This is a genomic window from Halococcus hamelinensis 100A6, assembly GCF_000336675.1.
Taxonomy (GTDB): Archaea; Halobacteriota; Halobacteria; order Halobacteriales; family Halococcaceae; genus Halococcus; species Halococcus hamelinensis.
In genome coordinates this window covers 21,501-36,469 of the sequence record NZ_AOMB01000007.1, presented here as the reverse complement: position 1 = coordinate 36,469, position 14,969 = coordinate 21,501, and the positions used below count along the sequence as shown (strand labels likewise).

The following is a 14,969-nucleotide window of genomic DNA, read 5'->3' as shown; positions in this document are numbered from 1 at the left end:
AACGCATGAGTGAGCCCGTGCGGCTCTCAGGAGCCAACTCCAAGACGTACGCCGAACGGCTGCTCACTTCGAATAGCCCAGATGAGGTACAAAGCGTTATCGACGAGCTGGAACGTTCCCTCTCCGAACAGGAGGAATCGTCTGAGATCAAATGGGTACCCCTCGGAAACGATGAGAACAACTACTCCGACGTCTACACGCAGGCGAGTTCTCCAATGGCGGCGTTCTCGGAACTGCCACTCAACGCAGAGGATTCGCTTACTCTCCGCTTCTACGAAGAAGCACTCGCGATCGGCGATAACCCAAGGGCCCGCTCAATGAAGGAAGCTGCACAAGCAGATTGGGTCGATCTCGAGGCTGCTGAGCTCGAGATTATCGCTGATGGCTCCGCACCGAAGAAGGGGAACCAGCTCAACCTTACTGTCCGCGACAACGGCAAGGGGAAGGCCCGCTCTGAGTTCGAAGACTTCGTTGGGCTGCACGCGCCCGGACTGAAGAAGCAGGATTTCGACTTCCTGCAGGGTCAGTATGGCATGGGAAGTACGGCCGTGATGCAGTTTGCCGGGAATATCGAAGAGGAGTACAACGAGCGGGCGTTCAAGTTCATCGCAAGCGCCTCCGTCCACGAGCCCGGAGAGTGGTCGTGGACGCTCATCCACGACAAACCTCGCAAGAGTCAGGTCGAGTACCTCACGGTGAACGGCGAATTCCCCACCTTTGATGGCACGTTTGGCGAGGCGCTCACGGAGAAGTTCCGCGAGAGTTACCCTGAGAAGTACGATTTCGAGAAGAACACGACGATACCTGACCCGCAGAGCCATGGTGCCTTTGTCAAGGTGTACGACTACCAGACGAACGCCTCGCGAACGATGATCAGCGGCGATGAGGGGTTCCGGCACAAGTTCGAGCGCTCCGTCGTCGACTCACCGTATCCCATCCAGTTGACCGACCTCCGTTACAACTCGAAGTTCCCGCAGAGCTCCACACGGGGCTTCCTGCAAGAGCTGGAGGACGGCAACGAGCACCTGCTCGAGGGCAAAGAGCATCTCTCCGTCGACACAGGCTCGGAAACGCTGGGAGAACGGGACATCACGGTGTTGCTGTTTAAGGACGATGACAGGCTCGAGGACTCAACCGAGAAGAGCAAGTTCGTCTCCGATACGTCGACGCATAGGGACTCCTCGGGACGGACAGGGGTTCAGAATGACCACGCCGTGATGCTCACGATCAACGGCCAGACCCACGCGAGCAAGAGAAAGTATTTCTTGAAGTCGCTTGGCTACTCCAAGGTCGCCTCTGACACCGTCGTAGTCGTCGAATTCGATGACCTCGCGAACCTTGGGATGGTCAATATGTTCAGTCCGTCTCGGGACACGCTGAAAGACTCCCCACAAGCCAACAAGTTCCTCAGTGCGCTCGAGGACGCCCTCGAGGGAAGTGACCTGCTCACCGACGAGGAGGAACGCCGACGGGCCCAGCGCGGAAATACCGACCCGGCGACGAACACCGAGACGTTCGCTGAGTTCATCGAGCGGAATCCGGAAGTCGGGAATTTCATGGCCACGGGCGAGCGGATCCGGGCACCACGTATCCGCCCCAGTGATGAGGGAGAGGCGACTCCTCCTGATATTACGGACGACAGTCTCACCGACCACACGGACACAGGGGCCGGTGATTCGGATGGTGATGACGGGCCGCACGCACCGAAACTTCCGACGTTCCTCACCCCGATCGAGGAATACGACCCCGGGAGTGCCGAACACGTGCTCTGGGACGACGATGGACCCATGCCCGTCGAGATTCCTGTGGACAGCCCGGCGACGATCCGGTTCGCAACAGACACCCAAAGCAACTACCTCGCTCGCGACGTCCTCTCCGGCTCGCTGGAGGTTTCCCACCCCAGTCAGCTGCGAGCGGTGGAACTTCAAGACGGTCTGCTCACGCTGACTATCGACCCATCCGACGACGCCGAACCCGGAGAGACGTTCCCACTATCGGTTACACTGACTCGCCCCGATCCGCGGGACTGCTCCGCCATCGATGATCCGGCCGAGGCCTACCCGGAACAAGCTGGGGCCGGCATGCTCACCGACGGCGGCGTAGACGTCGATATTAGCCCGCTGACTGCGAGCTGTCGCCTTGAGTACTGCAGTGAAGAGCCCGAGCCATGGAACTCACCGTCCGGTGATGGGAGGGATGAAGACACAGGCGACGCCGACTCTTCTGGCGACGACGGGGCAGGCACAGATGACCAGGATGGTGCCGAAGGCGACGATGGTGTGACCGACGACTGGGACTTCGAAATGCCTGACATCGCGTACGTCTACGAAGAGAACTGGCGAACTGATGACGAAGGGGAACCGCTCGACCCCGAGAAGTTCAATGCGGACGATGCGGAGGACTTCAATGAACACACGCTAATCCACATCGACCCGAGTCAGGATGGCACCATCAGCGGCCTCTCGCTTACGATCAACATGGATGCTGCCGCGCTCCGGTCGTTCATCGTCGGGCGCAACGTTAAGGACAACTGGAAGGAGTTCGTCGAGCGGCACTATGAACTTGCGATGGTGTTCTACACCATCACCATGTACCGTAATTACGTCGAGGAGTACGGTACGAGTATCGAGGGCACGGACCTTATCACAACCGAGGTTGTAGCCCGTAGCATCAACGCCCTCGCCCCTACACTTATGCCGACCATCATCCCGGACGACCAGCTCGACCGAATCACGGAGTGATAAAATGTCAACAGTAAATAATGCCGGAACCGAACCCCCGGCCGACGACGAACGGATTGCTCGACACCTTCGCGAGACAGTGCTGAAACAGGCTCGTGGCGACATTGACGACCGTGTCCAGCGTGACTTCCCCAGCGAACGATTCTTCGCAGGCGCGTTGGCTCCTGAAAGCGAGGAGCAGCTTGACGACCCAGATGACGACCTTCAGTCGAAGATGGAGCCGACTGGCCTTGGCGCCACCGTTCGCGTACAAGGTGGCACCGAAGACGACGACTTGATACTTTCGGTAAATGCCAGCGTGTGGGTGCGTGTCAACCCAACGTACGACGAAATGGTGAACCGAGATTCCTTCGTTGCGTTGGGAGACCGTGACGAGGACGACGAAGGCGACAGCCTACTACCAGTGTTCGAACGAATCGAACTCGATGTACCTCCAATCGAGATCCCGGCAGTTAGACTTCGGACACCGAGCCGGACTACCCCAGAGATTATCCAAGAGCGTGCTCGGGAAGCGTTCCAGACGGCATTTGCTGACGCCCGTGAGTATGCTCAAGAGAACTATGATCTCTACGCTGAGACGGACGATGACGACGCCGTCCCGACAGTTGCGCTAGAAGACGAGTCGAGCTTTCGTGGGTACCTCGCTGAGCGCGCTGCCGAGGGATCTCTGGTTCTCCCCGATTGGCATGCTGGTCTGACCGTGGAGGTGATGGCCGATGACGAGAGCGGAGACAACAGCACCATCGTCGACTTCGAAGTCGCCAACGACGCGATCCAATCGCGCGATGATGCTATCTACACCATCCGGGACCCGACATTGTTCGAGGTGGGACTCAGACTGGAGACGACAGGAGACCTCAAGTTTGTCCCTTTCACTTTCGACCCCCTTCCCGAGGACTTTCGATACAATCGCGATCTCTGGGGTCATGGGCGTAATTGCACGGTTACCGCCCCTGAACGTGACGACCAGCAAGTGGACGAAGAGGGAATCCCACCAGGTCGTCGCGCACCTGGTGCAGCACCGACGGCGAACAGACTGGAGACACAGTTCATCCCAGAGTACCGCCAACTCGTCTACGAATCTGCAGATCGGGGCATCGAGGCGACATTCGAGGTGCTCGCGGACTTGGAGGGTGGTGGCCTCGACACTCTCGATCAAATCGCTGCCGAGATGCGGCAGTACCTCCGCGAAGAGTACGATGCCGCACTCGAACAGTATCGTGAGCGCGAAGACTGGGACGACGATCCCGAAACTGGTGATCTCGCCGACTTCAACGATGACCGTGACGCGTTCGAGCGCGAAATCAAACGCTTTGAACGCGGGATCGAGTGCCTCCGCCAGCACCCCGAAACAGTCGGGCGTGCGTTTGAGTTGATGAACGAGGCGATGGGCGAGATGCACGATTTCCCAGGATGGCATCTCTTCCAGCTGGTGTTCATCGTCATGGAGGTACCCGACGTCGCAAGCCGCGAGTACGAGGAGTGGGGAGAGGTCGACTGGCGTAATGGCTCGACTGAGGACCGCGCTGAGGACGCCGATTCGCCCCTCAATGTCGTCGACGTACTCTGGTTCCCGACAGGTGGTGGGAAGACGGAGGCATTTCTCGGCGTCGCCGTCTGGAGCATGTTCTTCGACCGGCTCCGCGAGAAGGACTTTGGCGTGACTGCTTGGACAAAGTTCCCCCTTCGGCTCCTCTCACTTCAGCAGTTCCAGCGGATGACAGAGACGGTGATGTACGCTGACCTCGTTCGTCGCGAACAGTCTGATATTGGCTCTTATCCCTCCCGTCCGTTTTCAATGGGATACCTCGTCGGCAAGGCAAACACACCGAACGCCCTCACCGGATACGACAACGACAAGCACCAACAGTATCAGGGCCCATCTGGAGAAAGTCTCCGCCGTGAGGCGAAAGTCGTTCCCACCTGTCCGGCGTGCGGCGCGGATGTCGAGGTCCAAGTTACTGAGGACGATCACCGGCTAACTCACTGTTGTACAGGGAGCAGCTTCGACTGCCCGTGGCAGTCGCGCTCGCTGGACTCCAGCGAGACGTACGCAGAGGAGGAACTCCCAGTTCACGTTGTCGACAACGAGCTCTACAGGTACGCACCGACGATTCTCGCGGGAACCATCGACAAAATCACGGCTATCGGCTATCAGCGGAAGTTCGCTCATCTCATTACGGGCGAGATGACGCTCGAGTGTCCCATTCACGGGTTCGCAAGCTTAGGTGAGTGTACCGAAAAATACGGCTGTCCGATCGACCGAGATGATTTCTCGGACATGGCGCGTCCGGTCGAACCCTACGATCCTGCGCCATCGCTGATGGTTCCTGACGAGCTTCACTTGCTCGAAGAAAGCATGGGAAGCTTCGACGGCCATTACGAGACAGGAGTCGCTGAGCTACAAGAGCTCGTCGAGGCCGGAACCACGAAAGTAATTGCACCAACAGCGACCATCACCGGGTTTGAAGACCAAGTCCATAACCTGTTCATGAAGCCCGCCGAGCGCTTCCCCTCTCCAGGTCCATACCTGCGGGAGAGTTTCTACGCACAGGAGCGTGCAGAGACCCAGCGCTACTACATCGGGCTGGTTCCCCACGGGAAGACCCATATCAACTCTATCATTGATCTCCTGTTCTACTACCATCGAGAGATTCAGAACCTATTCCGAAAGTCCTTGAACGAGCCGAGCCAAGTACTGACGGGTGCTGCCCTCGAAGGAACAGACACGACGGCGTCACTCGAAGCAGACTCTATCGACGAGGTGCTGGCGCTGCTCAGCTACTATAGCACCAGTATCACCTATCTGCTGTCGAAAAAGGATGGTGACCGACTGGACCAATCTATCGTCTCCCAGCTCGATACCTACCTCCAAGAAGACGACCGACCGCCGCTAGCTTCCGAGCGGATGACTGGGGGGACCGGGTTCGAGACCATTATGGAAGTCTTGGATATCGTGGAGGACCCCTGGGACGAGGAAGCCGACGAACAGATCCTCAGCCGCCTGATCGACCAAGGGGTACTCGAAGAGGACGTGACCGAACCGGTCCTATCGCTTCGAAGCACACTCGAGGCAAGTCTCGATGAAGAGAACGAGGTGGTCGACAGTGACCGATTCGACGTCGAACGCGCCCGTGTAAGCGAGGAAATTCGCGAGGCACTCGCTTGGTTGCTGGCGAGTCGGCTAAACACCATCACGGCGACGAACATGATCGCCCACGGGGTGGACGTCGACCGATTCAACATGATGACGTTCTTCGGGATGCCTCGCGGAACCGCTGAATACATCCAAGCGAGTTCCCGAGCAGGCCGATCGCGTCCAGGTCTCGTCTTCAACGTCGCGCACCCTATTCGGGAGCGGGACCTGAGTCACTACCACTTCTTCGAGAAGTACCACGCCTTCCTCGATCGGCTGGNCGTCTTCAACGTCGCGCACCCTATTCGGGAGCGGGACCTGAGTCACTACCACTTCTTCGAGAAGTACCACGCCTTCCTCGATCGGCTGGTCGAACCCGTCCCGATCAACCGTTGGGCGAAAAACAGCGTCAAACAGACTCATCCAGGTCTGTTCATGGGGCTGTTGCTCAACCACTACATGTACCGCGATGGCTCAAAGAACCTCTACTTCGGTGATAAAGCCGAAGAGTTTGCGGATTCCGTTGACGAGGGAGAACTCCGCCAGCAGATGTTGGGGATGTTCGGCGATCCTGACGACCACGAGGAATTCCGTGGCGATATTGAGGACCTCACGAGAGAGGCACTCTCGCAGCTTCGCCTCGATGATGATCAGTGGACGAGTGGCCGTATCAAGCGCTCGCCGATGCAGAGCCTTCGAGACGTTGATGAGCAGCTTCGTATCCGGTCTGACTACCGCTATCGAGAGATCTTCGAAACCATGGACAACCAATGAGCAACAATAACATGAGACGTAGCCGCCACCAGATCCTGTATCAGTTCCTTCCAGGGAACACATTCGACTACAGCGATAAGCGCGGCATCTGGCAGGTGAACCGCCTCGAAACGAAGGATGCGAGCAGCCAAGTCGACCGAAAATACATCGTTGACCGCGTATTCGCCCGCGCGAAAAACTGGGACGGAGGTGAGCAGGGCTTCACTTCGAGCAAGCCATCGCACTATGACTTTGGCGCGCCCGATGAGGTTCGCGCTCGACCGTTCCCGACGACTTTCTACTGCACGACCTGCCAAAGGGCCCATGGATACTACTCACCAGATGACCTCAGTGGGAAAAACCAAGCGCTGAAGTGCAAAGGTTCGGGCTGCAACGGCGACCTGAAACAGTACCAGTTTGCCAGTGTACACAGTTGTGGCGAGATCAGGCGACTTTATCCACAGAAATGTCCTGAGCATAGAGATCAGCACATCGTTCTCGATACACAGGACAGCCAGCGCGCTCAGAATTTCAAATGGCGCTGCAAGATCTGTGGGTGGAATACCCGGGTGAACTACTACCAGAAGTGTGGCTGTGATTACGTCCCGCCAGCCTATGAAGACGATCCGGACGAGGACAAGATGTACACCACTGTCCATCGTGCCGGCTCGACGTATTACCCACACTACCTGACGACGGTGAACCTGCACACCTCGGGGATCGGGCACCTCCGCGGGAACGAGGACGGTTCGCGGAAGGCACTTGCCAAGCACCTCGGGCTCTCTGATTCCCCGCTGCAGTCCGTCAATATGAATGAGGGGATTGAAGGAGCCGAGATAGACGACGACCGGAAGATCGAGGTGTATCAGAGCGAACCCAGTGTCGAGTCGCTAGCCGAGGCTGAAGAGTGGCTCCGTGAGAACGGTGAAATTGACAGCCAGACAGTTGGCGAAGTCATCTCGGACCTGATTGACTTGGAGGCTGGTGGGGACGCTGAGGAGATGACTAGCGCGGGCGACGAGCTCCTTCAGTACGTGCTTAGTCTTGAGGAACTCACCGCTCATACGATCGACGAACTTGAGAACGACGCTCGCAGAGAAGGGTTCCCACAGAAAGCCGACAAGATCTCGACCTACTCCAACGATATCGACCGCCTCGGATTCAGGGACGTTCGCGTAATCGAAGACTTTCCTGTCCAAACGTTCGTTTACGGATATACGCGTGGTAGCCGTGAGGAAGACGAAGCTCGACTGAACGCCTTCTCTCAGAACGCAAGCAGTGGCGACGGGACTCCGATCTTTGTCGATACTTCGGAAACCGAGGCAACGCAGTTTGATCTCGACCCAGCTACAGTACTACTTTGGCTAGCCGTCAATATCCAAGAAACAAGTGATGAAGATGCGGTCCGGGGGAATATCACGCTCCCTTCACTGCCCGAGAACCCTGAAGAAGCCGACATCGAACGGGCACGCGCCGCGATCGAAGAGCTCTCCGAGGCGGAACAGTGGGCATTCGTGCTGAATCACCTCGACCCCGTCGACCAGTACGGCCGATTCGACACTACCACCGAAGACACTGTCGAGGGGCAGGTGACAAAGTACGTCTTCGAAATGCTGCATACGCTCTCACATGTTCTATTGAAACAGGCGAGCACGATAAGCGGGTTCGACCGGACGAATCTGAGTGAGTTCCTCTTCCCTCGAGCGCTATCTCTGGTGATCTATACCAACAACCGCGAGGAGTTCAACATCGGAGGAATGACTACAATGGTCGAACAGCAACTGGATGACCTCCTCAGTCAAGCGAAAGCTCACGGGAACGAGTGCATGATGGACCCCGTTTGCTCACAGCGTGATGGGGCCTGTCTGTCCTGTCTCCACGTAAGTGAGATTAGCTGTTCGTACTTCAACCAAGTCCTCTGTCGAGACTACCTGTTCGGGAGTCGGCCAAACACGGATCGGTCTATCGAAGGATTCTGGCGACTGTAGGTATTCCACCTCTCATTTCAACCAATGTCCAGCCAAGACCCAGCTATTGACCGGACGCTAGCAATTGCCGATATTGCGGACCAGGATGAGACACTTCTGGACGAGCTGGAGGGGCTCCTTCTCGTCGCTGCAGGCCGAGGCAACCGGCTCTCTCCCGCTGCTGTCGCGCGCGATACGAAACTGAGCCGAGAAGCTACGACTGATCTCTTCCGTCAATTTCTGCAGTGTAACGTCATCCAGAGGGAGTCCTACGAAACAGACTTAGTGGAAAGTCGCTTTTCGATCGACGCTGCACGAACCCGCCGAGTACTCGAGTGTGCTCGAGAGTCAATTCGTATACTGGCAGCACATCAAGAGCGAGTTCCAACGACGACAGCAACGCCACTGGTCACGTTCCCCGATGATCCTGCATTTCGTGGCACGACGACTGCTTCGTTCGGAATGGATGGACTGCTCTCAACGCTTGCTAGCCAAATAAAGCGCTGCGACAACGAGATCGTTCTCCTCTCTCCGTTTTTCGAAGGGGGAGGTTTTGGGCGTCTTATCGACGTCCTTCTCGATGCACTCGAACGAGGAGTTGAGCTGACGATTGTCACGCGTTATCTATCAGATACCGATTCGTACAACTACCACGTTATCCAGTCGTTTATGGAACGCGTCGCAGAACAGGGGGTCACTTCACGTGTCTCACTCGTTGACTACACTATTTGGGATGACAGCACCCCGATAGAAGAGCGAACACAGGATGGGGAACACCCACGATTTACCCTTCACGCGAAAGTCATGCTGTTTGACTCTCAAGCAGCGTATGTCGGGAGCGCTAACGTCACCGATTACGGATTCAATCGGTACCTCGAGCTCGGCGTGCTTCTCGAAGGTGCAAAGGTCGAACCCTTCCGAAAGCTCTGTACTTTCCTTCTTGACTCTGCAGGTGCAGTTCATGTCGATATCTGAGCGCCTCATTACCCGGTTCAGCATCGTGGACTTCACGGCTAGCAAAGCGTCTGGTCCGTAGGCAATGTCGTGATTCACGACTCGTAGAAAAGTATTAACTACATGGGAGATGCCAAGTGAAGTATAGCTTCGCTGCTTCATCACCCCCAACTCACCAAATGACGGATTCCAGTACATATCGGACGAATCGCGACTTGTTCTCGAACCACTATCTAAACGACCATCTTCGAGAAACGGAGCCTTGGAACGAGGTTTCAGACGCCGATATAGAGGCGGCCTACCAAGAGATCAACTCCCTCTGGATAGGGAAACAGAGGCGTGTCGATGACTACAACGAGGCACAGTTAGAGAAGAACTTCATCCGTCCAATCTTCGATATCCTCGATATCCCATTCGAGATTGAGGAAACAGTCATGCGAAACGCTCGGCGACCCGACTACGGGTTCTTCCCGAGCGAGGAAGCAGCCGACGCTGCGTTCGACCGCGAGAATTTCTACGAGGAGGCAATCGCCGTCGCTGACGCAAAGCGCTGGGGCCGAAAGCTCGACACACGTGGGAAGGAGAAACGCGACTTCGAGAACCCGAGCTATCAGATCCACCGCTACCTCCAAGAAACGCCGACTCAATGGGCGGTCCTCACAAACGGCGAGAAGTGGCGGCTCTACTACGGGCCGACGAGTCATCGACTGGACTCCTACTACGAGATCGATCTTCCTGAACTCCTCAACGTCGTCGACGACGATGGGGACCTTGAGGCGTTCAAGGAGTTCTACCTCTTCTTCCGCCAAGAAGCGTACCTCCTTGACCAGTCGGGTGATTGCTTCCTCGACGATGTCTACGATGAGTCCAGCATGTTCGCCGAGGAACTCGGCGAAGAGCTGCAAGAGAACATCTACGAGGCGATTCGCGTCCTTGCGGAGGGGTTCCTCGACACAAACGACGACTTGAACGAGGATGATCTCGAGCTGGTTCACGACAGTTCACTCATCTACCTCTACCGTCTGATATTCGTCCTCTACGCAGAGAGCGAGGGACGTAATCTCCTGCCTACGGACAACGATATCTATAGTGGAAGCTACAGCCTGAACGAGCTCAAACAGACCGTCGTCGAGAATCGGAACAAGACCCAGCAGCAGTACCAAGTGTGGCAGACGAACCTCTGGGATCGGCTCGATGAGCTGTTCATCCTCATTGACCAAGGGAGCCAAGGTCAGGGGATTCCCAAGGAAGACCTCTATATCCCCGCGTACAACGGGGGGCTGTTCCGCACGAACCCGGACGAGGACGATACCGTCGAATCACAGTTCCTCGCGTCCCACGAGGCCGGTGATGCCTACATCGCGGAAGTCATCGAGCTGCTCACTCGCCATGAGGCCTCCGAGGGCGAGGGGAAGGTATTCGTTGACTACTCCTCGCTCGACGAGCGGAACCTCGGGTCGATTTACGAGGGGCTGCTTGAGTACAAGCTCGACGTAGCTGATGAGCCGCTGACCGTCGACGATGGGGAGTACGTCGTCGCCGAGGAAGGTGACGACATTATCGTTGAGGAAGGGGAAGTTTACCTCCGCACGGACGGCGGCGATCGCAAGGCTACGGGGTCGTACTACACCCCCGAATATGTCGTCGAGTACATCGTCGATGAGACGCTCGGCCCGCTCGTTGACGAGATCCGCGAGGATATGCTAGCCGAGAGCGCCCGTGGTGACGAGCGCGGCTTCGCCAAGGAGTTCGCCGATCGCGTCTTCGACCTGACAGTGCTCGACCCCGCAATGGGGAGCGGGCACTTCCCCGTCAACGCAGTGGATTACCTCGCTCGGGAGATCATCAACGCCCAAGAACAGCAGGACCGGCAGGCTCTCGACTCCGAAGACGCCGAGGTTCGTTCTCCCACTACGGAGGAGGGTGAACTGCGGGACATCAACTGGGCGCGCCGGAAGGTCGCCCAGCGCTGTATCTACGGCGTCGACGTCAATCCGCTCGCGACCGAGCTGGCGAAGGTCTCACTCTGGTTGCGTACCCTTGCTGCGGAGCAGCCGCTCGCGTTCCTCGACCACCACCTCAAAACAGGCAACTCGCTCGTAGGCAGCGACATCGAGGAGGTGTTGTCTGATAGTGACGACGACGCACCGGGAGACGGACAGCTTACTCTTCAGCAGTCGTTCGACCACACGCGCAAGCGCGCAATGGAGCACGTCACCGACCGCTTCCAAGACCTGCTCAACATCGACAACGAGACGCTGGAGGATGCAAAGGAAATGGAGGCGGTCTATGACGACGTGCGCAACGATCCACTCTATAAGAAGCTCCTCGCAATGGCCAACGTCCATACATCTGATGCGTTCGGGCTTGATATCCCCGACGATGCGGATGAGCGGATGGCTCGCGCACTCCACAGCGAGTCGTGGGAGAACATCGAAGACCAAGGCTGGTTCAAGAATGCCCAATCGATGGCTGAGGACGAACGCTTCTTCCACTGGGAACTAGAGTTCCCTATGGCGTTCTACGATCAAGACGGAAGTCGGAAATACGATGGTGGGTTCGACGCGGTGATCGGGAATCCACCATGGGTTAGCTTCGGACTGAGGGACGTTGGAAAGGTGCCCGAAAGCTTTGAAAATTACCTCAGGAAAAAATATCCGGAATCGGCACAGTATAAATTGAGCATCTATGCAATATTTATGGATCGGGCCGTTTCACTATGTAGATGCGGAGGGCTGCAGAGCTTCATTACACCAGACAGCTATCTATTGGGCCAATATTTCGAGAAGATACGGAAGAATCTTCTCTACCAGACAGATATTATGAGTCTAACCCTGATTCTTGAAGATTTCTGGGAAGGTGCAACGACCGGCAGAAATACGATTTATATTGTAAGAAAGGGGGCCTCATCCGAAGGAAACGATATGTCCGTCAGAGTAGCGGATACCTTGGAACAGTTTGAGAGAGGAGAAGAACAGGGAACGAGTTACGAGCAGAAATTTTTCAAATCTAGGCCACTCCACAGATTCCATCTTTTCTTCAAGAAGGAGCAAAAATCGCTAGTAGACAGTGTAGAGAGTGGTGCTGACAAAGTTTTGAACGATCACCTCAGTATTCATACCGGAATGAGATCGAGGACTAGTCAATCAGATATCAAATCACCTCAAAAGAAGGGCCCTAACTGGAAGAAGGGAATAGTGTCTAGTGGTCAGGTTCATCCATACGATGTATCATATGAAGGACATTACCTGCATTGTCAGGGAGACAAATTGTTTTCCGGCGGCTGGGACCCGGATGTGATCGAACAAGGTGAAAAGATATTCATAAGGCAAACAGGAGATAGGATAACGGCTGGATACGATGATGACCAGCTCTACCATCTAAATAATACTCATTCAGCAGTCACTAGGGATGGTGTAGATCTTCCTGTGATGTTCTACGTATGTCAACTAAACTCCAACTTGTTGTTTGCTTACTATACTCTCACCACACTAGAGTACGGAAGAGCGATGGCACAAACAGATATCGAAACTCTAGAGAAATTACCACTAAACATCCCAGACACTAATAGAGATTTGTCTGAAACTGAAGAGAAGGCACTAATTGCCAAAGAGAATTGTCAAGGAAAACAAATCCCGAACTCGAAGGTAGTAGCTGCTCTCGAGACATTGGGGTTCCAAAGAAAAAGATTGACTGACAAAAGAGAGGGATTCAATCTTAATCTCATAGACTACCTCGGCAACTACAAAGAAGGTCCAACGCTTCCTGATACTGGCATCTTTCAGCCCACCGAATCAAACATCCTTGACACAAGCACGGATGACTACAACAAACTCCAAATTGAGCGCGCCCGCACAAGACGTGATGACTCGACCATAACCATCGAGGCGACAGCACGCTACAAGCCAGAGAATCAAGAAGAGTTCGAGACAGACACCTATGGCTACACGGAGACAGAGTTCTTCGAGGCGTTCACCCTCACGGACATAAGCGACGAGGAAGCCACACTCGTTGAGACATTCGTCCCTGTCGCTGTCGACGAGGAGATCGCGAATTTTACCGACAAAGCCACGAAGAATATCTCTTTGGTCGATCGCCTGAAGAGAATGGCCCTACCTGACCCCGACGACGTGGCTGACGATCTCCGGCGCTATATCGAGGCGAAGGAACGCGCTGACGAACTCGATGAGGCGATCGAGAAAACCGACCAGCTCATCGACGAGATCGTTTACGGCCTCTATGACCTGACAGACGAGGAGATCGAGATCGTGGAAGAAGCGGTCGCCGACGACTGACCTTCGTATACCGAAAGACTACAACCACGACAGGCCGGCATTCAGCTCTTCAAGGAATCCCGGCCGCACCTGAACGCTTGGCGGGAACCGTTCGAGACGAGGAAGAGAGCCGCGGGCGTCTCCGAGCGATCCGAACCGAGGTCACGGATTCCACCAGTGTTTTTGATTCCGCTACTTAGAGGGCCGCGGATCCACCGTAAGAACTGGTCTTCCGCGTTCCTGAAGTTTCCAGTGTCCCGATAGGCTTCGCCGATGCGGAACGCACGCTGCATGATGGCCTGTCCATGATTTCCATCCTTCAAAAGGGTACCGCGTGATATACTGACATGACGGTGAGTGCTAAGTGTTATGTTCGGAACCTATGGATGACTGACCAACCACTCATAGCCCATAGGATAGGAATACAGAACTGATGTTCTAGAACACATATTCTCAAGCTTTTCCACGGCCGCGTCGGCTAATAACTGATGTCGCTCCTCAGTGTACCTTCCCCTTCGGAAGATATCATACTGAGAGACGATGAAGAGGTACGAGGAGATATTATATTCTTTTCCGAGGGCCTCCAGTTCTTCAATATCCGCATCAATTCCTACCCGCTGAAAGTTGACTGCTTGACGGAGTTTGTGGTCGGATAAGTTTGCAACGCTTCCTTGCCTGTTAGAGGGCATACACGGCAGACTACGTGGATATTTCAATTCAACCGCCGTCTCGACCATCTCTATCCCGATTCGATGGCGGCCATTGACGAGGTGAACAGGGCGATCAAATGGGTCTTTGAGGATAGCGAGATCCAGTATCTCGGTCCTGTTGTCTTGGTCTAATAGTCTCTCGTCAGAACTAATCATTTGTGCCAGCGGATGCCAAACCGTGAGCTCCGTTCGAACCCGGCTTAGCGGAGCCTGCTTCAGGGACGATTCGAGGTCGTTATGGTAACACTGGGCGTGCGCAGGTTGATTGCCGTCATCTTTGACCGTGAATCCGCTCGTCTGGGTGGTTTCGAGTTCTTTTTTCGAGCGGGGCTGTTACCGTGCTTCTTCATAGAGCCGTGCTTGGAGATCGTTTTCGCTATTGAAGTCGAGTGGACGTTTCGAGTAGTCCTCGGCGATCTTCTCAAGTGCTGTTT

6 protein-coding genes are annotated in these 14,969 nt (G+C 55.5%); 5 read left to right on the top strand and 1 reads right to left on the bottom strand.

Going from position 1 to position 14,969, the window contains the following annotated elements; genetic code table 11:
* Window positions 1–5 precede the first annotated feature (5 nt).
* The 5 genes from C447_RS02610 to C447_RS18490 all read left to right on the top strand — a co-directional run bounded on the left by C447_RS02610 (window position 6) and on the right by C447_RS18490 (window position 13,846).
* Window positions 6–2,741 (top strand): hypothetical protein, encoded by a 2,736-nt coding sequence (locus C447_RS02610; protein ID WP_007690618.1) that lies wholly within the window; start codon window positions 6–8, stop codon window positions 2,739–2,741.
* Between the two features lie 4 nt (window positions 2,742–2,745).
* Window positions 2,746–6,651, top strand: a complete 3,906-nt coding sequence (locus C447_RS02605; RefSeq protein WP_049904330.1) for a helicase-related protein — start codon at window positions 2,746–2,748, stop codon at window positions 6,649–6,651.
* Window positions 6,648–8,618 carry a hypothetical protein gene (locus C447_RS02600; RefSeq protein ID WP_007690615.1) on the top strand — a complete coding sequence of 657 codons (1,971 nt, stop codon included), beginning with the start codon at window positions 6,648–6,650 and terminating at the stop codon, window positions 8,616–8,618. Before C447_RS02605 ends, C447_RS02600 begins: the two co-directional genes overlap by 4 nt.
* Before the next feature lie 24 nt (window positions 8,619–8,642).
* Window positions 8,643–9,572 carry a phospholipase D-like domain-containing protein gene (locus tag C447_RS18495; protein WP_152416128.1) on the top strand — a complete coding sequence of 310 codons (930 nt, stop codon included), beginning with the start codon at window positions 8,643–8,645 and terminating at the stop codon, window positions 9,570–9,572.
* 158 nt (window positions 9,573–9,730) lie between these two features.
* The gene (locus C447_RS18490; protein WP_007690613.1) at window positions 9,731–13,846 is read left to right on the top strand and encodes an Eco57I restriction-modification methylase domain-containing protein; all 4,116 of its coding nucleotides are present in this window, start codon (window positions 9,731–9,733) and stop codon (window positions 13,844–13,846) included.
* A gap of 359 nt (window positions 13,847–14,205) precedes the next feature.
* Here the strand turns inward: C447_RS18490 and C447_RS17585 are convergent, their stop codons facing one another.
* The gene (locus C447_RS17585) at window positions 14,206–14,691 is read right to left on the bottom strand and encodes a hypothetical protein (protein ID WP_152416127.1); all 486 of its coding nucleotides are present in this window, start codon (window positions 14,689–14,691) and stop codon (window positions 14,206–14,208) included.
* Between the last annotated feature and the right edge of the window lie 278 nt (window positions 14,692–14,969).

Excerpts from the sequence above, each read along its gene's own strand:
- C447_RS18490 (WP_007690613.1), top strand. The coding sequence starts at position 9,731 with ATGACGGATTCCAGTACATATCGGACGAATCGCGACTTGTTCTCGAAC.
- C447_RS18495 (WP_152416128.1), top strand. The coding sequence starts at position 8,643 with ATGTCCAGCCAAGACCCAGCTATTGACCGGACGCTAGCAATTGCCGAT.
- C447_RS02600 (WP_007690615.1), top strand. The coding sequence starts at position 6,648 with ATGAGCAACAATAACATGAGACGTAGCCGCCACCAGATCCTGTATCAG.
- C447_RS02610 (WP_007690618.1), top strand. The coding sequence starts at position 6 with ATGAGTGAGCCCGTGCGGCTCTCAGGAGCCAACTCCAAGACGTACGCC.
- C447_RS17585 (WP_152416127.1), bottom strand. The coding sequence starts at position 14,691 with ATGATTAGTTCTGACGAGAGACTATTAGACCAAGACAACAGGACCGAG.